Source organism: Arthrobacter oryzae (assembly GCF_003634095.1).
Classification (GTDB): Bacteria; Actinomycetota; Actinomycetes; order Actinomycetales; family Micrococcaceae; genus Arthrobacter; species Arthrobacter oryzae.
This window is the reverse complement of record NZ_RBIR01000002.1, coordinates 97,805-120,522: the sequence shown is the minus strand read 5'-3', so window position 1 is coordinate 120,522 and position 22,718 is coordinate 97,805. Positions and strand designations below refer to the sequence as shown.

At 68.0% G+C, this 22,718-nt stretch carries 15 protein-coding genes; 10 read left to right on the top strand and 5 right to left on the bottom strand.

Annotation, left to right across the window (positions count from 1 at the left end):
* Nucleotides 1-125: 125 nt before the first annotated feature.
* The 4 genes from C8D78_RS04880 (at nt 126) to secA (ending at nt 6,030) form a co-directional block, all read left to right on the top strand.
* Nucleotides 126-1,067 (top strand): ComF family protein, encoded by a 942-nt coding sequence (locus C8D78_RS04880; RefSeq protein WP_120950794.1) that lies wholly within the window; start codon nt 126-128, stop codon nt 1,065-1,067.
* Between the two features lie 144 nt (nt 1,068-1,211).
* Nucleotides 1,212-1,937, top strand: coding sequence for a ribosome hibernation-promoting factor, HPF/YfiA family (gene hpf / locus C8D78_RS04875; protein WP_120950793.1), 726 nt, complete (start codon nt 1,212-1,214; stop codon nt 1,935-1,937).
* A gap of 32 nt (nt 1,938-1,969) precedes the next feature.
* Nucleotides 1,970-3,190, top strand: coding sequence for a winged helix-turn-helix domain-containing protein (locus C8D78_RS04870; protein WP_120950792.1), 1,221 nt, complete (start codon nt 1,970-1,972; stop codon nt 3,188-3,190).
* 101 nt (nt 3,191-3,291) lie between these two features.
* Complete coding sequence (gene secA, locus C8D78_RS04865) at nt 3,292-6,030, top strand: preprotein translocase subunit SecA (protein ID WP_120950791.1); 2,739 nt, start codon at nt 3,292-3,294, stop codon at nt 6,028-6,030.
* A 124-nt stretch (nt 6,031-6,154) separates the two neighbouring features.
* On the opposite strand, the gene C8D78_RS04860 is transcribed toward secA, so the two are convergent.
* Together C8D78_RS04860 and C8D78_RS04855 are read right to left on the bottom strand one after the other, a co-directional pair.
* Complete coding sequence (locus tag C8D78_RS04860) at nt 6,155-6,637, bottom strand: Rv3235 family protein (protein WP_120950790.1); 483 nt, start codon at nt 6,635-6,637, stop codon at nt 6,155-6,157.
* Nucleotides 6,638-6,769: 132 nt separating this feature from the next.
* Nucleotides 6,770-7,633, bottom strand: a complete 864-nt coding sequence (locus C8D78_RS04855; RefSeq protein ID WP_120950789.1) for a LysM peptidoglycan-binding domain-containing protein — start codon at nt 7,631-7,633, stop codon at nt 6,770-6,772.
* A 164-nt stretch (nt 7,634-7,797) separates the two neighbouring features.
* Between C8D78_RS04855 and C8D78_RS04850 the strand changes: the two genes are divergently transcribed.
* Nucleotides 7,798-8,367, top strand: a complete 570-nt coding sequence (locus tag C8D78_RS04850) for a hypothetical protein (RefSeq protein WP_120950788.1) — start codon at nt 7,798-7,800, stop codon at nt 8,365-8,367.
* 19 nt (nt 8,368-8,386) lie between these two features.
* Here the strand turns inward: C8D78_RS04850 and C8D78_RS04845 are convergent, their stop codons facing one another.
* Nucleotides 8,387-8,608, bottom strand: a complete 222-nt coding sequence (locus C8D78_RS04845; RefSeq protein ID WP_120950787.1) for a helix-turn-helix domain-containing protein — start codon at nt 8,606-8,608, stop codon at nt 8,387-8,389.
* Nucleotides 8,609-8,760: 152 nt separating this feature from the next.
* Here C8D78_RS04845 and C8D78_RS04840 point away from each other — a divergent pair, with 152 nt between their 5' ends.
* From C8D78_RS04840 to C8D78_RS04825, 4 genes are read left to right on the top strand one after another with little or no spacing between them, the layout of a single operon-like run.
* Nucleotides 8,761-9,408, top strand: a complete 648-nt coding sequence (locus tag C8D78_RS04840) for a CpaB family protein (RefSeq protein WP_120950786.1) — start codon at nt 8,761-8,763, stop codon at nt 9,406-9,408.
* Nucleotides 9,405-10,727, top strand: a complete 1,323-nt coding sequence (locus C8D78_RS04835) for a CpaE/TadZ family protein (RefSeq protein ID WP_120950785.1) — start codon at nt 9,405-9,407, stop codon at nt 10,725-10,727. Before C8D78_RS04840 ends, C8D78_RS04835 begins: the two co-directional genes overlap by 4 nt.
* Before the next feature lie 57 nt (nt 10,728-10,784).
* Nucleotides 10,785-15,650, top strand: a complete 4,866-nt coding sequence (locus C8D78_RS04830) for an NAD-glutamate dehydrogenase (RefSeq protein WP_120950784.1) — start codon at nt 10,785-10,787, stop codon at nt 15,648-15,650.
* Nucleotides 15,651-15,685: 35 nt separating this feature from the next.
* Nucleotides 15,686-17,155 carry a sensor histidine kinase gene (locus C8D78_RS04825; RefSeq protein WP_120950783.1) on the top strand — a complete coding sequence of 490 codons (1,470 nt, stop codon included), beginning with the start codon at nt 15,686-15,688 and terminating at the stop codon, nt 17,153-17,155.
* A gap of 158 nt (nt 17,156-17,313) precedes the next feature.
* Here the strand turns inward: C8D78_RS04825 and C8D78_RS04820 are convergent, their stop codons facing one another.
* The gene (locus C8D78_RS04820) at nt 17,314-17,562 is read right to left on the bottom strand and encodes a WhiB family transcriptional regulator (RefSeq protein ID WP_003804966.1); all 249 of its coding nucleotides are present in this window, start codon (nt 17,560-17,562) and stop codon (nt 17,314-17,316) included.
* A gap of 238 nt (nt 17,563-17,800) precedes the next feature.
* Between C8D78_RS04820 and C8D78_RS04815 the strand changes: the two genes are divergently transcribed.
* Entirely contained in the window at nt 17,801-18,325 is a 525-nt protein-coding gene (locus C8D78_RS04815) for a hypothetical protein (RefSeq protein WP_120950782.1), read from the top strand.
* Here C8D78_RS04815 and C8D78_RS04810 read toward each other — a convergent pair.
* Nucleotides 18,293-22,510: an FtsK/SpoIIIE domain-containing protein gene (locus C8D78_RS04810; protein WP_120950781.1), complete on the bottom strand. Its 4,218-nt coding sequence runs from the start codon at nt 22,508-22,510 to the stop codon at nt 18,293-18,295. The two genes, C8D78_RS04815 and C8D78_RS04810, sit on opposite strands and share 33 nt — an antisense overlap.
* Between the last annotated feature and the right edge of the window lie 208 nt (nt 22,511-22,718).

Here is a 22,718-nt window from a genome sequence, read left to right as displayed (position 1 = left end):
GCGGGGGACAAGGGCCGCCGCCGGTGGAGCGGGGCGCCTGCGGGCATGAGCGTGCCGGCAACAGATTGTCCACATAGCGGCGCGCGGCGCTACCGCCGCTGGCCTCCCCGGTCCACGATCGGAGGATGAAGCACACAACCCGGCGGCGGCCGGCCACAGATCCGGACCTGGCACCGCCTGCGCCGGCGGCAGCGCGGCACCGCGGCAGCTACGACCGGCCGCTGGCACGGCTGGCCGATCTGACTGCGGCAGCCGCGGCCGAGGTGCTTGCCCTGGTCATGCCCGTGGACTGCGTCTGCTGCGGCGCCGAGGATGCCGCGCTCTGCGGCGTGTGCTCCCGGCGGCTCCGCTTGTTGACCCTGCGGCCGTTCCGGGCTGAGCTTCAGGCACCGGCGCTGGTGGACGTGGACGGCTCCGCCCTGCTTCCCGTCGTGGCGGCAGGGGCGTACCGGGCCGAGTTGGCGCAGTGCCTGCTGTCCTTCAAGAGCCACGGCCAGTCCAGGCTGGCCGGCGAGCTGGCACAGGCCCTGGCGCGGGCGGTCCACGCCGCTGCGGGCCAGGCGCAGGGCGTGGCCCTCGTCCCTGTGCCCACAAGTTCCGCCGCGTTCCGGAAGCGGGGCTTCAGCCCTGTCCATCTGCTGCTCCGCCGGCTGCTCCGTGCTGGCTCAATCCCGGGGTTCACGGTCGCGGACGCCCTGCGGAAAACCGTGCCGCCTGCGCGGAGCCGGGTGCCCTTGACAGGCGTCCGTGACCAGCCCGGCGGACAGAAGGGACTGAGCCGGGGCGCCCGGTCCCGGCGCGTGCGGGGATCCATGCGCGCGCGGGCCGGCCCGTGGTCCCCGAGCGTCGCGGGACGTCCCTGCATCATCATCGATGACGTGCTGACGACGGGTGCAACGGTGGCGGAGGCGGCCCGTGCGCTGCGGGCAGCAGGAGCCCTTGTCACCGGCGCTGTCGCGGTGGCCGCGACACGCCCGCCGGCTCCTTCCGACGGCCAAGCCGTCAGCCCCGCCGTGGCGGGCCCGGGTGGCGGGGAGCAAAAAAATAAACCGGAAAAGGATGAATAACAGGTTGCTATGAACTAACGTCGAAGATGGGTACCAAGAACAGATGTACCTGTCGATAGCGGCTCGGAAAGGGGCTCGACTGTCATTCAGATCGGCCCCCGGGAAGTACCGCCGTCGTGTCACCGAAGTCATTTGGAGGGCACCATGGAGTTCATGATCAGCGGACGCAACTTGACGGTCTCAGACCGGTTCCGCGAATATGCCGACGACAAGATCTCAAAGATCGCCTCGTTGGGAGATAAGGTCCAGAGGGTAGACGCGAAGGTTACCAAAGAGACCAAAGCCCGCCAGACCGCCGAATCGCTCACGGTTGAGTTGACTGTCCTGGGCCGCGGCCCAGTAATCCGCGCAGAAGCGAGTGCCGCTGACAAGTTCGCCGCGTTCGATCTCGCTTACAACAAGCTTCTTGAACGCCTTCGCAGGGCGAGGGACCGCAGAAAGGTCCACCACGGCCGGCATACCCCGAAGTCGGTCACCGAGGCGACGGCAACCCTGGAGCCGGCCAGTCCCAGCGAGCCCCTCTACGTCGAGGCGGCGCAGCAGCAGGAGAGCCCGGCACCGGCGGCAGAGAAGTCGCCCTACGAGGTCGAGAACGATATTCCGGCCGGCGATTCGCCCGTGCTGATCCGCCGGAAGGTGTTCCCCGCGGCCCAGCTCACGCTCGATGACGCCGTCGACAACATGGAACTTGTGGGTCACGACTTCTACCTTTTCGTGGACAAGGAAACCAAAGCGCCGTCGGTCGTGTATCGCCGCGACGGCTGGACCTACGGGGTCATCTCCCTGGACCAGACGTGCGAGCCCGGACATTCGAGCCTGGAAGATAAAATCCTGGCCTATCGTTCCGAGGATGAGTCCGCCAGCGCATAAGCTGGTGCAGACCATCCAACGAAGGGACTGACGTGCAAGCATCGCTGAGCCTGGCACAGGCACGGCGGATCGCATTGGCAGCCCAGGGATTGGACAAGGTACGGCCCGCCGGACCCGTGAGCGCACGGGCGGTGGGCCGTACCTTTGCCCGGCTGCACCTGGTGCAGATCGATTCCGTCAACGTGGTGTCCCGCAGCCACTTCCTGCCCTTCTTCTCCAGGCTGGGCAACTACGACCGAGCCATCCTGCAACGGATGGCGGGGACCCACCCGCGCCGGATGATGGAGTACTGGGCCCACGAAGCTTGCTTCATCCGGCCGGACCACTTTCACGATCTGGTGCAGTGGCAGAACCGCACATGGGTGGGAGCGCACGCCATGGACCCCGAACTGCGCAATGGCGTGGCCGCCCGGGTTCTGGAAACCCTGGCGGCCGGGAAACCGCTGACCGCCGCAGAACTGACAGCAAGGCTTGGCCACGTGGAGGATCGGCAGCGGGAGAACTGGGGCTGGAACTGGAACGCCGTCAAGAGAGTGCTGGAACATCTGTTCGAGGAAGGGCTGGTTTCCGCTGCCTCCCGCACCGAATCCTTCGAACGGCGCTACACCCTCACCAGCCGGGTGCTGCCCGGGCCGGCCGGTGAAGGGCTGACCCCTGAACCGGACGCGGCCGCCGCGATGGACCGGCTGATCGATGCCGCGGCCCTCGCCCACGGCATCGGGACCGTGCGGTGCTTCGCAGACTATTTCCGGACGCCGCAGAAAGCCGCCGCGGCCGCCGTCCGGAACCTCGTGGACGCCGGCCGGCTGCTGCCCGTCACCGTGGCAGGCTGGGACCGGCCCCTGTACCGTCACGCGGAGGCCAGACTCCCGCGCTCAGCCACGGGACGTGCGCTCCTGAGCCCGTTCGACTCCCTGGTGTTCGAACGCCGCCGGCTTGAGGAACTTTTCGGATTCCACTACCGGATTGAGATCTACACCCCCGAGCCCAAGCGGCGGTTCGGCTACTACGTCCTGCCGTTCCTGCTGCGCGACGCCATCGTTGCCCGGGTTGACCTCAAAGCGGACCGCGCCGGCGGCCGGCTTCTGGTCAGGACCGCCCACGCGGAATCCGGCGCGCCGGCGGACACCGCCGTCGAACTCGCCGCGGAACTGCAGCTCATGGCAGAGTGGCTGGGACTGGGCGGGGTAGATGTGTCCCGAACAGGGGACCTTGCGCCGGCGCTCGCCGAGGCCGTGGCTGCCCGGCAATGAGCAGTATCCGCTATGAGGGAACAGGCGCCCCGGGCCCTGCGTCTCTCCCGTAGACTAAATCACGCCAGAATTCGGCAGCTTGAGACTGGGAGCAACTTCACGTGGCATCACTTATCGAAAAACTTCTCCGCACAGGTGACAAGAGAACCCTGCGGCAACTGCGGAACTATGCCGATTCCATTAATGCCCTGGAGAGCTCCTTCCAAACCTTCTCGGACGCCGAGCTGCGGGAAGAGACCGACCGTCTGCGCGCCCGCCACCAGGACGGCGAGAAACTGGACGATCTGCTGCCCGAGGCCTTTGCGGCCGTTCGTGAAGCGTCCTCCCGCACCCTCGGCCTGCGCCACTTCGACGTCCAGCTCATGGGCGGCGCCGCCCTGCACCTGGGCAACATCGCCGAAATGAAGACCGGTGAAGGCAAGACCCTGGTGGCCACTGCTCCGGCCTACCTCAATGCCCTCACCGGCAAGGGCGTCCATGTCGTCACCGTGAACGACTACCTCGCCGAATACCAGTCGGACCTTATGGGCCGCGTCTACCGCTTCCTCGGCCTGACCAGCGGCTGCATCCTGTCCAACCAGGACCCCGCCCTGCGCCGCGAGCAGTATGCCGCGGACATCACCTACGGCACCAACAACGAATTCGGCTTCGACTACCTGCGCGACAACATGGCGTGGGACAGTTCCGAACTCGTCCAGCGCGGCCACCACTTCGCCATCGTCGATGAAGTGGACTCGATCCTCATCGACGAGGCCCGCACCCCGCTCATCATCTCCGGCCCTGCCCAGGGCGACACCAACCGCTGGTACAGCGAGTTCGCCAAGGTGGTCACGCGACTGCAGCCCGAGACCGACTACGAGGTCGATGAGAAGAAGCGCACCGTCGGCGTCCTCGAGGCAGGCATCGAAAAGGTCGAGGACTACCTCGGCATCCATAACCTTTACGAGTCCGCCAACACTCCGCTGATCGGCTTCCTGAACAACGCCATCAAGGCCAAGGAACTGTTCAAGCGGGACAAGGACTACGTCATCCTCGACGGCGAGGTGCTGATCGTCGATGAGCACACCGGCCGCATCCTCGCCGGCCGCCGCTATAACGAGGGCATGCACCAGGCCATCGAAGCCAAAGAAGGCGTCGAGATCAAGGCCGAGAACCAGACGCTCGCCACCGTGACGCTGCAGAACTACTTCCGCATGTATGACAAGCTCGCGGGCATGACCGGCACGGCCGAGACCGAGGCCGCCGAGTTCATGAGCACCTACAAGCTCGGCGTCGTGGCCATCCCCACGAACCGCGACATGCAGCGGATCGACCAGGCCGACCTCGTTTACAAGAATGAGACCGTCAAGTTCGACGCCGTGGTCAAGGACATCGCCGAACGCCACGAAAAGGGCCAGCCCGTCCTCGTCGGCACAACCAGCGTCGAGAAGAGCGAATACCTCTCCCGGCTGCTGGCCAAGGAAGGCGTCCGGCATGAGGTCCTGAACGCCAAGAACCACGCCCGGGAAGCGTCGATCGTGGCCCAGGCCGGCCGCAAGGGCGCCGTTACCGTCGCGACCAATATGGCCGGACGAGGCACGGACATCATGCTCGGCGGCAACGCCGAGTTCACCGCCGTCGCCGAACTCGCCAAACGGGGCCTTGACCCGGAGGAAAACTCCGAGGAGTACGAGGCCGCATGGCCCGAGGCGTTCGAGTCTGCCAAGCAGGCCGTCAAGGACGAGCATGAGGAAGTGCTCAACCTGGGCGGGCTCTACGTGCTCGGCACCGAGCGGCACGAGTCCCGGCGCATCGACAACCAGCTGCGCGGCCGCTCCGGCCGCCAGGGCGACCCCGGCGAGTCCCGGTTCTACCTCTCGCTCACCGATGACCTGATGCGCCTGTTCAACTCCGGCGCGGCCGAACGGCTCATGAACAGCTCGGTACCGGACGACGTCGCACTCGAATCCAAGCTCGTCTCGCGCGCCATCGCCTCGGCCCAGGGCCAGGTGGAGGGCCGCAACGCCGAGCAGCGCAAGAACGTGCTGAAGTACGACGACGTCCTGAACCGCCAGCGCGAGGCCATCTACGGTGACCGGCGCCGCATCCTCGAAGGCGACGACCTGCACGAGAAGGTCCAGTACTTCCTGGAAGACACCATCAACGCCTTCATCGACGCGGCCACGGCCGAGGGCACCGGGGACGACTGGGACTTCAACCTGCTGTGGTCCAACCTCAAAACCCTGTACCCCGTGAGCTTCACGCCGCGCGATGTCATTGACGAGGCGGGCGGCAAGTCCCGCGTGACCGTCGACTTCCTGAGGGAAGAGATCCTTTCCGACGCCCGGCTGGTCTACCAGGCCAGGGAGCAGGCGATCGGCTCGGAGAGCATGCGCGAGCTCGAGCGCCGCGTGGTCCTGTCCGTGATCGGGCGGAAGTGGCAGGAGCACCTCTACGAGATGGACTACCTCAAGGAGGGCATCGGGCTGCGGGCCATGGCCCAGCGCGACCCCCTGGTGGAATACCAACGCGAGGGCTTCATCATGTTCCAGGCCATGATGGAAGCCATCCGCGAGGAGAGTGTCGGCTTCCTGTTCAACCTCGACGTGGAAGTGACACCGGCCGAGGACGTCGTGGTGGCAGACGCCGCAGGCCAGCACACGGAGCACCACGAGCCGCAGATCCATGCTGCCGGACTCGAAGCCCCGGAGAAGCCCGCGCAGCTGCAGTACACCGCTCCCGGCGAGGACGGCGCGGCCGAGACCCGGATCGAGGCGAAGGGCTCCGGCCGTTCGGGAAACCCGGCCAAGGCTGCAACGCAGGATGTCGGACGCCGCGCGGCGAAGAAGAAGCGGCGCTAGGCACCAATGAAACGCGGGAGGACCGGAACGATTGTTCCGGTCCTCCCGCGTTTCCGCCCTCCTTTCCTGACGGGAGCCGTCTCAGGCCCCCTGCTGGCCAGTCTTGCCGCGCGCGGCGTGAAGCTCAGCCGATCTCCAGCACGGTGACGCGCCAGGCCGCCGTGCCGCGTTCGAGCCGTAACGCGACCGCGCGGACCCGTGACTCCTCGACCACCACCGCGCTGGCCTCGTACACGTGATCCGATACCCGGCAGGCCCGGACGGACCGGACGGACGGATTGCGGTGCGGCCGGCCAGCCGTGGGCGAACTCCCGGAGGCAACCCGCCGGGTCAGTGCGGCGCGGTGCTGCAGGGCCGCCAGGCATCGAGGGTCCAGGCGGCGGGAGAGCTGCTGGGCCGGCCGTGTCCCGGCAAGGACTTCAATGGCCGCCTGGACGGTGCTGCGGGATATCGCGCAGATATCGCGGGCTTCATCAACCACGTGCAAGGGCGGGGGAGGCGTGGCGGGGTGAGGGGCCGGCGCCGCGCTGCCCGGCACAACCCGGAGTGCGGGGAGGGACGCGGCTGGGGTTGCCGCAGCGGAGCGGATCCCGGTGACTGCATTCATGACGGTTCCTTTGCTGGTGGCTGATGCTGGCTGAGCTGTTGTTCTGGATTACCTTTTCGTGCTGAATGAACTCTTGCGCCGTGGCTCACCAGCTCTGGTGACCGAGCGTTCCGGCATTTGCGTGATGGTCCTTCAGGTTCCAGGCGGGAGGATAAGCACCTGCCCCGGCCGCAGGAAATGCGGGTTGGTCCCGATAACTTCGCGGTTGCCCGCATACAGCCGCGGCCATGCCCGGGCAATCTCGGCGTCGGACGCCAGAGGTCCAAGCGACGCTGCGGCGATGCTCCACAGCGAATCACCCGAGCGGACCGTGATCTCTCTGCGGGCGCCGGGGGAGTCCTGCGTCCGGACATGCCGGGCGGTCAGGGGGCCCGCGGCCACCTCCGGGGCAGCAGGCTTCCAGCGCGCGTCCACCGCGGAACCGGCCGCCGGGTCGTTCGGCTCCGGAGCCGTGTCTGGCGCCGGTTCGGACGTCGGTTCGGATGCCGGACGGGGCGTGGGCAACGGGCCAACGCCAGGCGAAGGCGTCCACGCCGTTGAAACCGCCGTCGAAACCGCTGTGGAAACCGCTGTCGAGACCGGCTGGCCGGGGCCGGGCGCGTCGTGCGTGGTTGCCGCCGTAGCCAGCGGGGCGCCCAGCAGTTGGAGGCTGACGGCGGCGAGCACGAGCCTGCGCATGAAGGCCGGACTGAACCGGGCCGTGGCGGCCGCTGCTCGCGTCCTGCCGAGGCGATCGAGGAGGGCGGCGGCGACCGCAATGGCCAGCGAGATGACCCACCAGGTGATGACGATCAGGCCGGCGGTATTTGCCGCGATCCCGAGCTGGTCCTCGAAGGACAGTGACTGTTGGCGCGAGGAGGCTGCGTGCCAGCGCTGGACGAGGAAACTTCCCGTAATCGCAAGAAAGACCCCAAGCAACAAGATCACGGCTGCCATGGCCGCGTCCGCCCGAACGGCCTGCCGGGGACGGGGATTCGGCGCTGCTGCTTTGTCCATGACCGCTACCTCCCTCCGCCCCATCAGCATTTGATGCCGTTTGAGGTGATTTGATGTTCTTTGATCCAATTGATGCCAGTCTGACCCCAAAGGATTGTGTTTGTCTAGACCTTGTCCGTTGCCTGTGGATTGACCGGCGGGGAAGGCACGCCTACGCTGGCGCAATGCGGTGGGACGCCCTGTTTGAAGACATGGAGGCACAGCTTGCCGCGCGCCGGCGGCTGGACTTTGAGGCGGAAATCGCCGAGCGCGCCCGTGTTGACTCGGCGGGCGTGGAGATCGCGGACCGTCTTCGCGGATCCCTGGGCCTCTGCATCCGGGTCCACGTGGGCTCGGGACCGGCGTTCGAGGGAACCCTAAGCCACGCGGGAAGCGAAGCCCTGGTCCTTGATGAACCCCGACACCAAGTACTCGTCCCGTACGCCGCGGCGGTGCATTATGGCGGTCTTTCGCGGCTGGCGGTCTCCGAACCGTCAAAGGTGCGCCAGCGCCTTGGTCTGGCGAGTGCCCTGCGCGGGCTCGCCCGGAACCGGGCCCGGCTGACAATACTGGTATCACGCGGCCCGGTCGGGACAGGACTTCACGGCGTCATCGACACGGTCGGCCGGGACTTCCTTGATCTGGCACTGCTCCCGGAGGACACGGACCGGCGCCCGGGGACTGTCCGGCAGGTGCTGACCCTCCCCTTTGCCGCGCTGGCAGCCATCAGGTCCGGCGGCGCCGCGGGCGGCTAGCCGTACTCGGCCAGTAGGCTCAGCGCCCGGCAGACTTCGATTTGGCCTCTTCGATCATGCGGCTGGCCTCGGCGTAGCGCTCCTGGATGTACTGCTCCAGCATCGTCTCCTCGACCCGCCACTGGCCGCGTCCGCCTACCTGGATCGCCTTGAGTTCACCGCTGCGCACGAGTGCATAGGCGGCCGGCGAATTGATCTGGAGCTGCTCGGCAACGTCTGCGAGAGTCAGGAATCGTGGCATGTGTCCATTTTGCCACCGTTGGCCCCGGCTGGAGCCGTTATCCACAGTTTGGCCGTGTTTGTCCCTGGATCTTCCGCACGGACCGCCCGGGCGCAACAATAGGGGAGTCCGGCATCCTGTGAACGGACGGCGACGACAGGGGGAGCGGACGCATGAGTGGAAGCAGCGCGGCAGCCGAAGGGGCCCGTTTGAAGAGGCCGTCCTGGAAGGACCCGAGGCTCCTCGTCGGAATCCTGCTGGTGCTGGCATCCGTCGTGGGGGTCGTCTCGCTGGTGGGTGCCGCGGACCAGACCACCGAAGCCTATGCCGCGCGTGAACCGATTGCTGTCGGCGAGACGCTGACCGTTGAAAAGCTGCACCGTGTCAAAGTGCGGCTCGGGGAGGTGGAACAGCACTACCTGACCCCGGAGGCTGGCCTGGAGGCCGGTCTCGTTGCCGTCCAAAGGATCGGCAAGGATCAGCTCCTGCCCCGCGAAAGCGTCGGGCAGTTTGATGGACTGGACCGCAAGCCCGTAGCCGTCACCGTCGACGAAAGCCTCCCCGCCCAGGCCGTGGCGGGCTCCCGCGTGGATGTCTGGGTGGCGTTGCCGGATACCAGAAACGGGTTCAGCGAGCCCACCCTGCTCCTGGCCGGCGCTGAGATTGCGCAGATCACCCCGGGCAGCACCGCCCTGGGGTCTTCCCGTTCCGTCGTGGTCATGGTGCTCGTCACGGATGCCCAGATGCCGAAGCTGCTGGGAGCGCAGGCCAACAAGGCGAAGATCGCGGTTGTGTGGAACCCCGGCGGTGCCGCACGATGAGCATTCCCGTCGTGACCGTGGGCGACTCCCGCGATGACCTGGTCGGAGGCCTGGAGCGCCTGCACGGGCCCGTGTCCGTAGTCCGGCGGTGCGGCGAGCTGGCGGAACTGCTGGCCGCCTGCCAGAGCGGGTTGGCGCGCGCCGCCGTCGTCGCGGCGGGCAGCGAAGAGCTGACCGCCTCGCTGGTGGACCGCCTGTCCGCCGTCGGCGTGGTTGTGGTCGCCCTGACCGACAATCCGGAGGAAGCGGCCCGCCTGCGGTCCATCGGGGTGGCGGCAGAGGCCGGCGCCATTGATGCCGCGGCCCTGGCCGCGCGGATTTCCGCGGCGGTGGCGCTGCGGAGCGGCGTGCGGCCGGGGCTCGATGCTCCCGACGGCGGCGCCTCGTGCGTCCCCATGCCGGACGGACCTGCGGCACGGACTTCCGGAGAGCGTGCCGCAGGCATCGGCGGCCCTGCCGGGCAGGGCCGGATCATTGCGGTCTGGGGCCCTGCCGGCGCTCCGGGCCGCACCCTGGTAGCCGCCAACATCGCCGGCGAGCTGGCCGCGGACGGACAATCCGTCCTGCTGGTCGATGCCGACAGCTACGGCGCCAGCGTGGCCGCTGTGCTGGGGCTGCTCGACGAGGCTGCCGGGCTGGCCCAGGCCTGCCGGCTGGCGGACCAGGGGCTGCTCGACACCGATGCCCTGCTCCGGGTTGCCACCACAGTGCCAACCAAAGCCGGGACGCTTCGCGTGCTCACGGGGATCACCCGGGCGGACCGCTGGACTGAACTGCGTGCCGCGGCGCTCACTCTGGTGCTGGAGCGAGCGAGGGAGATCGCGGATGTGACTGTGGTGGACGCCGGCTTCTGCCTCGAAGTCGATGACGACCTCGGCTTTGAGATCGGCGCGCCGCGGCGAAATGCCTCAACCCTGAGGAGCCTGGAACTGGCCGACACGGTGTTTGCGGTCGGCGCTGCCGACTCCGTCGGGGTGCCCAGACTGGTCCGCGGCCTCGCCGACCTCCAGTTGGCAGTCCCGCACGCATCGCCGCAAGTGGTCATGAACAAAGTCAGGGCGGCCGCAGTGGGGCGGTCCCCGGAACGCCAGTTGCGGGCCGCCTGGGAGCGGTACGGCCCGGCGGCACCGCTCTCGGCCTTCCTGCCGGCCGACCCGGCCGCCGCCGACGCCGCGTTGCTTACCGGAGCACTTTTACTCGAATCCTCCCCGGAATCCGAGTTGCGCCGTGCCATCGCCAACTTGGTTTGTGCACCTGCCCAGCAAAAGAAGAAATCCTTTGTCTTTTCTTCCACAGCACGGCGCCGGGCAAAAGGTTAGGGTCAACGTAAGGGCCGCAAAGAGGCGGCTGTGAACTTCTTTTATGGAGGCTTTTCGATGTCGTCTGGGTCCAGCGTGGAGGATCAACCCGTTTCGATCGGTAGCCGTGAAAGCTACCTCGGGGATTACTACGAGCACCTCGCGGAGGAGGATCTCAAGGCCTATCCCCAGGAAGTCCTGACGGCGAGGGCTGATACGCACCGCCAGATCGCGGCGACCCGGCTGCCGGGCATCGCGAACATTGCGGTCCGTGACGAAGCTGACTGCAGTGTCCTCTACATCGTCACCGATGACATGCCGTTCCTCGTGGACTCCGTCAACGCCGAACTGGTCCACCAGAACGCCCCCATCCACCTCGTGCTGCACCCGCTGTTCGTCGTGACCCGCAACCGGGAGACCGGCGACCTTGTCAAGGTCTCGCGCGTCCCCTCCCACCTGGGCTTCTCCAGCGGTGATACGGCGGCCATGCCGAACCTCTCGCACCTGATCGCGCAGGGTGACAACGCCTCGCACATGGAGTCCTGGATCGCCGTCGAAATCGACCTCGTCGGCGAGGAAAAGCGCGCTGAACTCGTCAAGGGCATCGCCCGGGTGCTGGGCGACGTCCGTGCCGCCGTCGAAGACTGGCCGAAAATGCGCGCAAAGGCCCTGGAGATCTCCGCGGACCTGGACCGGGTTGCCAACCGGGGGCAGATTGCCGAGCTGCGTCAGGCCCAGGACCTGCTCCGCTGGCTCGACGACGGGAATTTCACCTTCCTGGGCTACCGGGAATACGACCTCGTGAATGAATCCGGTGAGGATGTCCTGGAGCTGCGCGAGGAAAGCGGCCTGGGCCTGCTCCGCTCCGGCGCCGACACCCGCCAGATCCAGCACCTCACCGAGGCCGGCAGGAAGAAAGCACGCGAGAAGCGCGCCCTGGTCATTACGAAGGCGAACTCACGTTCCACCGTGCACCGCCCGGCCTACCTGGACTACATCGGCGTCAAGAGCTTCGATGCCGCCGGAAACGTCAACGGCGAACGCCGCTTCATCGGGCTCTTCGCCACCACCGCCTACGCCGGCTCCGTCCGGGACATCCCCGTGGTCCGCGAAAAAGTCGCCGCCGTCCTCGACGACGCCGGCTTCCCGCCGGACTCGCACTCGGGCAAGGACCTGCTGGGCATCCTTGAGACGTACCCGCGCGACGAACTGTTCCAGATCGAGATTCCGGACCTCGCCGCCATCGCCACCGGCATCCAGCGGCTCCAGGAACGCCGGCGTACCCGGCTCTTCCTCCGCCCCGACATCTACGGGCGCTTCATGTCCGCCGTCGTCTACCTGCCACGCGACCGCTACACCACGAACGTCCGCCTGCGCATCGAGCAGGAACTGCGGGAGACCTTCAACGCGGTGTCCATCGACTACGAGGCGCGGATGACCGAGTCCGCCCTGGCCCGGCTCTTCTTCCGCATCCGGCTGCCGAAGGACGCCGACGTCAGCAACGTCAACAGCGACGAGCTGGAGAAGCGCCTGGTCCGTGCCGCCCGCTCGTGGGGCGAGGGCATTTCCGAGGTTCTGCGCGCCCGCGGGGCCGAGGGTCCCGGCGAGGACAGTGCCAAGGAACTCGCCGCAATCTGGGCCGAAGCGTTCCCGCCCGGTTACCGGGTGGACTATGAGATCGAAGACGCGCTGCAGGACATCGACCGCTTCGAGAAGTACGGTGCCGCGGCCGAGCGGGCCGGTGAGGCCGTCAAGGAGCAGCCCGGCGTCCACGTGTACCTGCCCGACGGCGCCGGCGCCACCTTGGAGGAGGACGCCCGCGTCAAGCTCTACATGCTGGAACCGAAGAGCCTGAGCCAGATCCTGCCGTATTTCCACAACCTCGGACTCGAGGTCCTGGACGAGCGCCCGTTCGAGATCGAGACCGCGGACCACCGGGACTTCTTCCTGTACGACCTCGGACTCAAGTACCCGGCCGGCGTCGACCCGCGGGCCACCGGCCAGCTGCTGGGCGAGTCCTTCGGGGCGGCCGTCACCGGGGCCGTGGAGTCCGACAGCTTCGACCGGCTCGTGCTGCGGGAGGGGATGCACTGGCGCCAGGTGGTTGTGCTGCGCGCCTACGCCAAGTACATGCGGCAAATGGGCAACACCAACTCCTTCGAGTTCATGTCCGACACCATGCTGGCCAACCCGGACGTGACCCGCGCCCTGACCGGGCTGTTCGCCGCACGCTTCGATCCCGCGCTCAGCGACGCCGAACGCCTGCACCGGCAGGATCAAGTCAGCGCCGAGCTGGATGCCGCCATCGAAAACGTCGCCACCTTGGACGCCGACCGCGTGCTGCGCACGTTCGCCAACCTGATTCGGGCGACGCTGCGGACCAACTACTTCCAGAACAAGACCCACGTGAGCTTCAAGCTCAGCCCCTCGGCCATTGACGGGCTCCCGTTCCCGCGGCCGGTGTACGAGATCTGGGTCTACTCGCCCCGGGTTGAAGGCGTGCACCTGCGCTTCGGCAAGGTGGCCCGCGGCGGCCTGCGCTGGTCGGACCGGCGCGAAGACTTCCGCACCGAGATTCTCGGGCTCGTGAAGGCGCAGACCGTCAAGAATGCCGTCATCGTTCCGACCGGCGCCAAGGGCGGCTTCTTCGCCAAGCAGCTCCCGGACCCGGCGGCCGACCGCAGCGCCTGGATGGCCGAGGGCATCGAGAGCTATAAGACGTTCATCCGCGGCCTCCTGGACATCACGGACAACCTCATTGTGACGCCCGAGGGCGAGACGGTCCGGCCGCCGGCCGACGTCGTCCGCCATGACGATGACGACTCCTACCTCGTGGTCGCGGCCGACAAGGGCACTGCCTCCTTCTCCGACATCGCCAACGGCCTGGCCGCCGAATACGGCTTCTGGCTCGGCGACGCCTTCGCCTCGGGCGGGTCGGTCGGCTATGACCACAAGGCCATGGGCATCACCGCCCGCGGCGCCTGGGAATCGGTCAAGCGCCACTTCAGCGAGCTGGACCTCGACACCCAGTCGGAGCCCTTCACCGTGGTGGGCGTCGGCGACATGTCCGGCGACGTGTTCGGCAACGGCATGCTGCTCTCCAAGCACATCCGCCTCCTGGCGGCCTTCGATCACCGGCACATCTTCCTTGACCCCACACCGGACGAGGCGGCGTCCTACGCCGAGCGCCAGCGGCTTTTCGAGCTGCCCCGGTCCTCATGGGGTGACTACAACAGGACGCTCATCAGCGAAGGCGGCGGCGTCTTCGCCCGGCAGGCTAAGGTGATCCCCGTGTCTGCCCAGGTGCGGGCGGCCCTTGGACTCCCCGACGGCACCACGGAGCTGAGCCCGCCGGAACTCCTGCGCGCGATCCTCCTGGCCCCGGCGGACCTTCTCTACAACGGCGGCATCGGCACCTACGTCAAGGCGAGCACGGAATCCAACGCCGAAGTCGGCGACAAGGCCAATGACTCCATCCGGGTCGACGGCCGGGACCTGCGGGTCAAGGTGGTCGGCGAGGGTGGAAACCTGGGGATGACCCAGCGCGGACGCATCGAGGCGGCGCTGCAGGGCGTCATCCTCAATACCGACGCGATCGACAACTCCGCCGGCGTTGACTGCTCCGACCACGAGGTCAACATCAAGATCTTCGTGGACCGGATGGTCGCTGCCGGCAAGCTGGACGGTGCGGACCGGGCGTCGTTCCTGTCCTCGATGACCGAAGAGGTCGGCCGCCTGGTGCTCGAGGACAACATCGACCAGAACATCCTGCTCCTCAACGACCGGATGCGGGTGTCCGAATGGAGCCCGAGCTACGAACGGCTCATGGACTGGCTGGAAAAGTCGGCGGACCTCAAGCGGGACCTTGAAGCCCTGCCCACGACGGCGTCGCTGCGCGAGCGGTTGGAACAAGGCCAGGGGCTGACGTCTCCGGAGCTGTCAGTCCTGGCGGCCTACGCGAAGATCGAACTTGCCACCGCGTTGCGCGACAGCGACCTCGCCGATGATCCGTGGTTCCGCTCGACGCTGCGCGCCTACTTCCCGAAGCAGTTGCGCGAGAGGTTCGACGCCGAACTGGACACCCACCCGCTGCGCCGCGAAATCATCGCGACCGTCGTGGCCAATGACATGATCAACCTCGGCGGCATCACCTTCGCCTTCCGTGCCATGGAGGAAACCTCAGCCACGGAGTCGGCCGTCGCCAAGGCGTTCGTGGCCCTCCGCGAGATCTACGAGCTGAACATCATGGTCGCCGAACTCAACGAGCTGCCGGCGTCGTTCCCGACCGAACACTGGAGCACCGTCCACCTGGACATCCGGCGCCTCCTGGACCGCGCGGTCCGGTGGCTCCTCGCCCAGGGTTCCACCTCGCGTCCCATCGCCGAGATCGTGGGTGAATTCAAGCCGCTGATGGATCCCATGCGGTCCCGGCTGCTGGACTACCTCCGGGGCGACGACCATGCCCGCGTGGCCGAGTGGCTGGAGAAGGCACGCAGCTGGGACCTTCCGGAGGACCTGGCGCACCGCTGGGCCGAGCTGTTCGAGAGCTTCGTGCTCCTGGACATCGCCAAGATCGTCCACGCCAGCGAGGAACCCGTGGCCGAAATTGCCCACGTCTACTACACCGTGTTCAACCGCTTCCACGCGGATTCGCTCCTCGAACGCATCACCAAGCTGCCGAGGGCGGACCGCTGGCAGGCCCTGGCCCGCGCGGCCCTGCGGGACGATCTTTACTCCACCATTTCGGATATGACGACGGCGGTGCTGGCAACCACCCCCTCCGGAACTCCCGCGGAGGAACGGCTCACGGCCTGGGAAGGCCAGAATGTGGAACAGCTGGGCCGGGCCAAGTCCATGTTCGACGAGGTCAATGCACTCGAAGCCGATGACATGGCGTCGCTGTCGGTAGCATTGAGGCTCTTGAGGTCAATCGTCCGACGCTAGGGGCAGCTGCCCGCGGTGTCGCAAATGGAGGTGCTGTGGCAATCTTTACGGACCCTATCAGGGAGCATGCTGATTTTGGCCCGGGGGATGCCGAGTGGCTGCACCTCCTGGTCGGCGACTGGCAGATGGTCGCCGACCTCGCGTTCGCCGACCTGGCGCTGTGGTTTCCGCATCCCGAGCTCGGCTACGTGGCGCTCGCCCACGTCCGCCCCTCCACCACGCACACGGTGTTCCACGCCGACTTCGTGGGGGAGGGGATCAGGTCGGACCTCCAGCCGCTGGTCGACAAGGCCTGGGAGAGCCGGGCGATTGAGCGCTCCAACGAGACCAACTGGAGCAGCGACATGGCCCTGCGGGTCGAGGCGGTGCCGATGGTCCGTAACGGCCGCACCCTGGCCATCGTGACCTCCCACATGGACCTGTCCAGTTCAAGGATGCCCTCGCGGCTCGAGCTCACTTACCGCCAATGCGCCTATGATCTGCTGCGCATGGGAACCCTGGGCCTGTGGCCGGACTTCGCATCGCCCACAGGCTCGCGCCGGGGCGCGCCGCGTGTGGGCGACGGCCTGATCAGGCTCGACGCCGAGGGGATCGTCCAGTACGCCAGCCCCAACGGGGTCTCCGCGTTCCGCCGCCTCGGCGACGGCGAGTCCCTCGAGGGCCGGTCGCTGGCCGAGGTGACCGCCGGACTCCTGAAGGACAGGCGCCTGGTTGATGAGACGCTCCCGCTCGTCGTCACGGGCCGGATGCCGTGGCGCAGCGAAATCGAATCCCGGGGCGTGAGCCTGTCGCTGCGGGCGATCCCGTTGCGCGACGAACAGCAGCGGTTCGGCGCGCTGGTCCTGTGCCGCGACGTCTCGGAGCTGCGCCGCCGGGAGATGGAACTGGTCACCAAGGACGCCACCATCCGCGAGATCCATCACCGGGTGAAGAACAACCTGCAAACCGTCGCGGCGCTCCTTCGGATGCAGTCGCGGCGCATGGTCAGCGACGAGGCCAAACAGGGACTCGAGCAGGCCATGCGGCGGGTGGCCACGATTGCCCTGGTCCACGAGACACTCTCGCAGGGGCTCACTCAGAGTGTTGACTTTGACGAGCTCATCGGGCGGCAGTTCCGCCTGTCGGCCGAGGTCGCCTCGCCCTCGCAGCAGGTCAAGACGCAGCGTTCCGGGCTGTTCGGCGATCTGCCGAGCGACTTCGCCACGCCGTTGGCCCTCGTCATCAACGAGCTGGTCACGAACGCCGTCGAACACGGGCTGGAGGGCCGGACCGGCACGGTCTGGTTGCTCGCCGACCGTTCGGAGACCGAAAACGGGGACGAACTGCTCACCGTGACGGTGGAGGACGACGGCGTCGGGCTGCCGGATACGCCGTACGTGGAAGGCCTCGGCCTGCAGATCGTCCGCACGCTGGTGATGAGCGAACTGGGCGGCACGATCCACTGGCAGGCCAGGGACGGCGGGGGAACCGCGGTTCAGATTGTCCTGAGCCTGACAACGAAGTGAATGCCGCCCGGCGCGGGCCGGCCTACCGGCAGCCCTGCGGCCCACCGGTCCGGCGGGCGGCCGGGCGGCTGGGCGCTTAAGCGGCTGTGGCCGCGGACCAGACGGTCCGCGGCCACAGCTGCAGGTATTGCGGTAGTTGCCGGCGTTCCGGCAGCGGGTCAGGAAGCGCGACGGGCCCGTGCGGCGCGGCGTTTCAGGGCGCGGCGCTCGTCCTCGCTCATGCCGCCCCAGACTCCGGCGTCCTGGCCGGATTCCAGAGCCCACTGCAGGCAGGTGTCAACAACGGGGCAGCGCCGGCAGACGCTTTTCGCTTCCTCGATCTGCAGGAGGGCAGGGCCGGTGTTTCCAACGGGGAAGAACAGCTCCGGGTCCTTGTCAAGGCAGGCTGCGCGGTTACGCCAATCCATGCTGATCAGTCACTCCATTCCTGGGAAATCGTTAAATGCCTTTGTGAAATTATTCACTAGAGGCTCCATAAGAAAAGGGCCCAATGGGCCCCCTCGGTCGTCTGGATTAAGCGTGTCATGTTAACGCTGTGTAAACAAGGGGTAATAGAGGCCGAAATGCCTAGAGACCGTGAGCGATGCATCACATACGGTGGCGGCGTCCTCACATCTAAACGACTATGTCCGGTAGTGTGCCAGTGTGTCAAGGCCCCCTGTGAACCCTGAAGATCCCAGCGAGGATCCCCGCGGCAACCCCCGCGAAAACTCCAGTCAGCGTCCCGGTCAACACCCGCTTCCGGGTGCGGACGGGGGCCCCGCCGGGCCCGCGGTCCGGCCCAGGGCAGTCGTTGTCATCGCCGTCGTCGTTGCGCTTGAGGCGGCGGCGCTGCTCTTGGCTGCCGCCTGGTACGGGACCCAGCTCCTGAGCGGCGCGCCGGTCGCCTCCTTCTGGGGTGCCGTCTTTACGCTGGGCCTCCTGCTGGCGTTCTCCGCATGGCTCTTCGCCGTCGCCCGTTTCCTCCTGCGCGGCTTCCGGTGGCCGCGTGCCGGGGCGCTGGTGACCCAGCTCTTCGTGCTGACCATTGGCTTCCCCACCCTGACCGGCGGTTATCCGCTGGCCGGCCTGGCCATGCTGGTCCCGGCTGTGCTTACGATTGTGCTCCTGTTCGACAAGCGGGTCATTGCGTTCGCCTCACGGGCAGCCGGGGCCCCGCCCGCCCTGTAGCGGCCCGTCCCGTGCAGTCGGCTGCCCGGGGGATATCCGGATCCGGCGTCCGGTGGTCCGGAGAACGGCGAGCTGGACAGGTGTTGCACGGCCATCGGAAATGACCACGGCGCGTCCCGGTGGCGCATTCTGTTCCGGGTCGAACCTGACTCCGAACGGCTCTCCGTCCATGAGCCCGCGCGGTCTGATCAGGACCGCCCGGCCCTGGCTGCGGGCCATGGCGGCGAGGGGCACCCGATGCCCGAAGCCCGGGCCGAAATCCGCTGTCAGGATCACCCTCCAGCCGAGGCTGTTCAGGGCCGCCAGGCTGCTGTTGGCTTTGTGCGAGAGCAGGTCGGCATCATCTGCGAGCGCTATCGCCTTCCGGTCGAGGGTGCCCGCGATAGCGCCGGCAAGGACCTCGGACCAGTAGTGGTCGGCATCGGTCCCCGCCTGCGGCACGAGCCAGATGTCGGCGGGGTTCATGTAGGGGAGCGCTGCAACCAACGAACTCTTCCCGGCGGCGGGGCCGCCCAGGACTGCCAGGACGCCGCCGGCCGGCAATCGAACGTCATGCCGCCGGAGTTCGTCCCCTCCGAGCCCGATCAGCACCGAAGCCGGTGGAACAACGTGCGCGACAGCGGGCGTGGCCCCGGGCAGCGCGAGCGGCGGCATTCCTTCAACTGGCCTGGGGCCGGCTGGCTGGGCCAGCACCTCGTCTACTGTCACAATCGACGGCAGGGCATCGATCCGGAAGGGCCGCGTGGAGACGCCGCCTGGCGGGCGCCTTGCTCCCGCGGGGTTCGGTTCGAACAGCTGGGCCGCGTGCCCGGCCGGCCCCGGAGCCGGCACGAACGCCCCGAACACGGCCACACGGCCGCGGATCGGCTCCATGGCCGGAATCCGCGGCCAGGCGAGACGGCCCTCCTCAGTGGACCCCGAGGGGAAGAAGATCCGGTTTGGCAGGCCCGCGAAGAACCTGGCGGTCACGAGTTCGCGATCCCCGGAAATGAGAACGGTGACGCCGGCCCTGGCGCCGTCCCGCACGATGTCATGGACAAGATCCTCGGCCCACGTCAGAGGCCCGGCGCGAAATGCGGAAACCCAGGCGCCCCAGTTGCTCACAACCAGCACCAGCCGGGGCCCCCGGCCGGCTGTGGGCATACCGAGCCGTGAGGTGGCTTCCTCGGCCACAAGCTGCAGAACCCTGGCCGCCCGGCGGAGTTCTTGCGGGCCGGCCAACGCCCCGACTCTGTCTGCAGCCGCTGCGGCGCCGAGCCCGCCGTCGGCGTCGAGTATGTACAGGTGCGACTCCACGCTGCCGGACAGGAGCTGGTTGACGGCGAGGGCCACGGCCTCGTCGCCGGCCCCGGCGGAAACCAGGCCCAGATGCCCGTGCTCGGCAGGATCCCAGCTGAGCTCCGCGACGCGTTGGCGTTCCGGCAGGTCTACCCGGCCCAGAAGAACAACATCCCCGTCGGCGTGACCGGATGCCGGAAAAGGCAAGGAGGACGGCAACGGCTCAGCCACTGGTGGCCGGGGCGCCGGGCCGCTCTGATTTCGCCACAGACGCGCCGTGACCTCGACGAGCGGCGCCGGCCCGTGTGCCGGCGTCAAGGCCGCGCCGTCGAAGGTTTCCCCGCGGGCGGGGATGCCGTCAGCCCGGACGCTCGCCGGTGACTGCGACCCCGCCCGTGTCAGATGGTCCGCGACCGTGCGCACGACGACCGTTCCGTTCGTCAATGCGGCGGCAGCCGGCGTCAGGGTGGCCGTCTGGAATTCCACCGGGGCCTGCGTGCCGCGGATCAGGAACGCCCGTCCGGGACATGCAATCGGGATGGCGGCCGCCAGCCCGGAGCCCATGATGTCGAAAGATTCGACGCCTGACTGGACCCGGAGGGCGATGCAGGTGGTGACGTTGGCCCGTATGTCGGCGTTCAGGGCTCCCTGGGGCCGCTGGGTTGCCATGATGAGATGGATTCCCAGAGACCGGCCGACGGCGGCAATTCTCATGAGCTCGGAGAGCGCGCCGGGCACTTCCTCCACGAGGATCCTGAACTCATCGACGACGATGACGAGGTAGGGCAGGGCGGGGCCGGCCGCCGGTGAAGACTCGTAGGCAGCGAGGTCCGGGGCGCCGAACAGTGAGAGCAGTTCCTCTCTGCGGCGGACCTCGGCCCGTAACGAGACCAGCGTGCGTTCTACTTCCGCAGCGCCCAGGTCCGTCAGGAAACCGACGCAGTGCGGCAGGCCGGTTAGCGGGCCCAGGCCGGAGCCGCCTTTGAAATCTATGAAGAGCAGGTTGAGGCGGTCCGGCGGATGGCTGGCCGCCAGCCCGGCGGCCAGGGTCCGCAGAAACTCCGATTTCCCGGATCCTGTGGTCCCGGCGACCAGGAAGTGCGGTCCGTCCGCTTTCAGGTCGATGCGCAGGGTTCCCGATAGGCCGGCGCCGACGGGCACGCCCAGTCCGGACGCTGGTCCTGCCGTTGGTCCGGCCCGGGACCAGCGCCGGGAGACGTCCGGCTCCGCGAGGAGAAGAATGTCCGCCAGGCTGCAGCTGCGCGGGACGCCCGGGACGGCAGCCTCCGCGGTTCGCCCGGCGGTGAAATTGCGGCAAAAGCGGTCAAAGACCTCGGCCGGAACCAGGTCCGGCACGAGGTCCAGGGGCGGATTCCCCGCAGTGGTCAGGGTACTGCGCCGGCCTAGGACGAGGCAGGCCTGTTCGGCGGGGCACTCCTGCGCCGAACACTCAAGGATCCGCCACCCGTGTGATGCTGCCAGGGGCCGGAGCGCGGTCCCCGCCCCGTCCGCTTCCGGGCTGCTGGTGGCGCCCGGCTGCCTCGGTGTGTCCCAGAGAATGAATACTCCCTGGTCGAACCCCTGGCCCGGACCGGCGGTCAGCAGGGCGGCAGTGGCAGCGGCATTTGCGGACAAGGTCACGCCGGGCAGGAAGCGCGCCGCCAGTGGCACGGTGTCCGCCGGCCCGTGCAGGAGCAGGCACGAGCCCCGGGCGATCGGATAGGCGGCCAGTTGCAGGATGAGGGAGCGCACCAGTCCGGCCACCGCGGTCCGGGGTCCATTGATGGTGACCACCGGTGCAGCCGGGTCCAAGGTCACGGGCACCGGGCCAAGCGGCGGCGGCGTGAAGCCGGATTCGGGTGGTTCCAACCGTATATTGGCCAGTTGATCCGCCAGCCCGACCCGCAGCCAGATCCCGGCCGTCTCCGGCCGCGGTGCACCTGCCGGTACCGGTTCCCCGGCGGCGGTCCCGAGGACCAGATCAGCCGCCGACGGTGCCGCCCGCCGGCGTCTGTCCCTGTCCTGAAGGGCCGCCGCAGCCACGGCGGCGGAGGTCTCGCGGCGCTGGCGGCGGCCAGAGAGAACCGGCACCAGAACGGACACGGCGGACACAGTAGTGAAGGCGAGGAACATCCACATGCCGGTGACGAGCGCCAGGCCGACGCCGGCCAGGAGCGGCAGCACTGCGGCCAGGACCACGGCTGCCCGATGGCTTGGGGCGCCGGTGCCGCTGACAACCAGCGGCTCGGCAACGCTGGAGCCTGCCAGGACCGCCGGGACGTCCGCGGCAGCGTTCGGGACCGTTGGCAGCCCGAGCCGGAGCGACATCGTGGACTCGCCGCAGCGGATCAGGGACAGTGTGGTGACCGGAGCCGTCCGAACGGTCCGGCCGTCGACGCGGGTTCCGTTGGCACTGCCGAGGTCCACGATCGAGACCGCGGAGTCGGATACGTCCAGGCGCGCATGCTCCCGGGAGAGGGTGGCATCCGGGATCACGATCCCGGTCCCGTTGCGTCCGATCCGGAACTGACCGCGCCGCAGCATGACCAGTGTGCCCGCACCCGGCCCGCTGTCTACCGCGAGGAGCAGGACCGCAGGTTCGGCACGCGCCCGCCCTGAGCGGATCGCTGCGGGCGAACCATTGGCCCCCGCGGCGTCAACACGCCCCGCGCCGTCAACGAGCCCGGCAGTATCAACGAGCACAGCAGTATCGACCAGCACGGCAGTATCAATGAGCACAGCGCCCTGGACTAGGGGAGCCGCGCCCACCGTCATGGCTGCGACCGGGTCCCCGCGGACGAACAGCCTGCCGGTCCCGAACCGGCGGGCAATGGCCGCCTCAAGGTCCCGGCCCGGGCACGGGTCCGGCACCTCGACGGCCAACTCGATGAGCGGCCCGTCCGGCATAGGGGGCGTGAAGGCGCCCGGCCTGGCTGTGTCCGGTCCGGGAGCGCCCCGTCCAGGAGCGTCCGGCACAAGAGTTCGCGGCACAAGAGTGCAGTGGAATATCATCCGGGCATCCCCTCCGATCGTGGCGGCCCGACTACCACGCTAGGGCCGCTCCGGCCGGAGGAGCGGCCGGAAATGTGGCCATGTGGAAAACGCCCGCGGAGGG

Bases quoted from the DNA above. Each gene is read 5' to 3' on its own strand.
- C8D78_RS04810 (WP_120950781.1), bottom strand. From the start codon at position 22,510: ATGCCGGACGGGCCGCTCATCGAGTTGGCCGTCGAGGTGCCGGACCCG.
- C8D78_RS04850 (WP_120950788.1), top strand. From the start codon at position 7,798: ATGCGGTGGGACGCCCTGTTTGAAGACATGGAGGCACAGCTTGCCGCG.
- C8D78_RS04855 (WP_120950789.1), bottom strand. From the start codon at position 7,633: ATGGACAAAGCAGCAGCGCCGAATCCCCGTCCCCGGCAGGCCGTTCGG.
- C8D78_RS04860 (WP_120950790.1), bottom strand. From the start codon at position 6,637: ATGAATGCAGTCACCGGGATCCGCTCCGCTGCGGCAACCCCAGCCGCG.
- C8D78_RS04830 (WP_120950784.1), top strand. From the start codon at position 10,785: ATGTCGTCTGGGTCCAGCGTGGAGGATCAACCCGTTTCGATCGGTAGC.
- C8D78_RS04880 (WP_120950794.1), top strand. From the start codon at position 126: ATGAAGCACACAACCCGGCGGCGGCCGGCCACAGATCCGGACCTGGCA.
- C8D78_RS04820 (WP_003804966.1), bottom strand. From the start codon at position 17,562: ATGGATTGGCGTAACCGCGCAGCCTGCCTTGACAAGGACCCGGAGCTG.
- hpf (WP_120950793.1), top strand. From the start codon at position 1,212: ATGGAGTTCATGATCAGCGGACGCAACTTGACGGTCTCAGACCGGTTC.
- C8D78_RS04845 (WP_120950787.1), bottom strand. From the start codon at position 8,608: ATGCCACGATTCCTGACTCTCGCAGACGTTGCCGAGCAGCTCCAGATC.
- C8D78_RS04835 (WP_120950785.1), top strand. From the start codon at position 9,405: ATGAGCATTCCCGTCGTGACCGTGGGCGACTCCCGCGATGACCTGGTC.
- C8D78_RS04840 (WP_120950786.1), top strand. From the start codon at position 8,761: ATGAGTGGAAGCAGCGCGGCAGCCGAAGGGGCCCGTTTGAAGAGGCCG.